The organism is Polynucleobacter sp. 35-46-11, assembly GCF_002281105.1.
This window is the reverse complement of the sequence record NZ_NCFJ01000600.1, coordinates 1-1433: the sequence shown is the minus strand read 5'-3', so window position 1 is coordinate 1433 and position 1433 is coordinate 1. Positions and strand designations below refer to the sequence as shown.

At 41.4% G+C, this 1433-nt stretch carries 2 protein-coding genes; one reads left to right on the top strand and one right to left on the bottom strand.

The features are described 5' to 3' along the window. Window positions 1-424: 424 nt before the first annotated feature. A complete protein-coding gene (locus tag B7Y67_RS18005) occupies window positions 425-604 on the top strand; it encodes a helix-turn-helix domain-containing protein (protein ID WP_293599807.1) in 180 nt (59 codons plus the stop codon). A gap of 133 nt (window positions 605-737) precedes the next feature. Here B7Y67_RS18005 and B7Y67_RS18000 read toward each other — a convergent pair whose 3' ends face one another. Next, window positions 738-1301 carry an Rrf2 family transcriptional regulator gene (locus B7Y67_RS18000; RefSeq protein WP_293599806.1) on the bottom strand — a complete coding sequence of 188 codons (564 nt, stop codon included), beginning with the start codon at window positions 1299-1301 and terminating at the stop codon, window positions 738-740. Between the last annotated feature and the right edge of the window lie 132 nt (window positions 1302-1433).

Below are 1433 nucleotides of genomic sequence, written 5' to 3'. Positions count from 1 at the left end.
GATAACAAGGCAATAAATTATGTTTCAAATCACCGAGTGCGACCCAGTTAATGGCTTTGTTGTTGTTGAAGATCTTGAATTTGGCCTGAAGTACGAATTCAAAGAACCCACCCTTATAGAGGCAAAAGTCGTGGACGACTATGACCTGCATATCACTACGAAAGATGGACAAACCATAGTTCTTCCGATACTTGAACGATGATTTACCGCAGGAGTCGTCTGATTTAAGCTGCTCAGAGAGTATTTAATACTCCACTAGTTAGCTCTTGGGATAATATTCGGCATGCGCCAAAACTCATACCTTAAATTCCTAACTTCAACTGCAAAAATTTCTGCTCAATTTTCTGACCACGAAAAGCAAGTTTTAAAGGCAATTTTCGTGAGGGGTACAGACAATCCTTTTCAGGTTCGAGATATTCTTGAAATGAAAACAATTGCATCCCAAGCAACGCTTCATAAAGCCCTATCAGACCTCGTCAAGGGTGGTTATTTAACTCTTAAGTCATCAAATGACGATGGCCGCGTCAAATATGTGGTGATGACTCAAAAAATTATTAAGCTGCTAAAGGATCTGGATTTAAAACTTACAAAATCGGTCGACTAAATCCTGATTCTGCCGAAGACGCTTTGGGCGCTATCACCAACCGGGAACTTTTTAACTACTAATTGTCGCTAGCAGGACACCCTATAAGACCCACTCGATAGGCCGAACAAACCAAATAGGGGCTCACTGCTAATTAAATGGACTTCAAGTACTTGCCAAACATGAATACTGAATTAGGGCCTAGCCGTGGCTTGGTCTTCATGGGAGACTTTACTTTATCCTTCCGCACAAGACTCTTGGCTGCTTTGGTTGAAGTACTGAGGCCGGATAAACTAAATCCCTTGGTGCTCTCCTCTATGACTATTGAAGATCTCTGTAAAGCCTCAGATAAGTTGATCTGCTGCATTTGAAGGCTCATATGCCTATCCAAATTGAGCCATAAGTTGACCCCCAAATCATCACGAATCACCTCTTGGTCATCCATCAGACAAACAATCTCATGCAAAGAAATATCTTTAGTTTCTCGAGATAACGAATAGCCTCCACCAGGGCCCCGATGACTACGAATCATTCCCACAGCCTTTAATTGACTAAAGATTATTTCTAGATAGGAATGAGATAGCTGATGGCGCTTGCAAAGAAGTGGGATAGAGATAGCCCGACCTTTGGCGGTATGGGCCGCTATATCCAATAGGACCTGGAAGGCAATCTTGCTTTTACTCGATATTCTCATTTGAACAATATACAACTTATTCATGCGAAAAGATGAAGTCCGCAATCGTTGCTCTCAAAAGGTTCTATTATTGAACGGACTAAATCTCTTAAAAAAGAATCTAAATCAGCACCCTATAAAAGAGTACGCCAGCCTACGCTTTAGTCAATCTGTTGT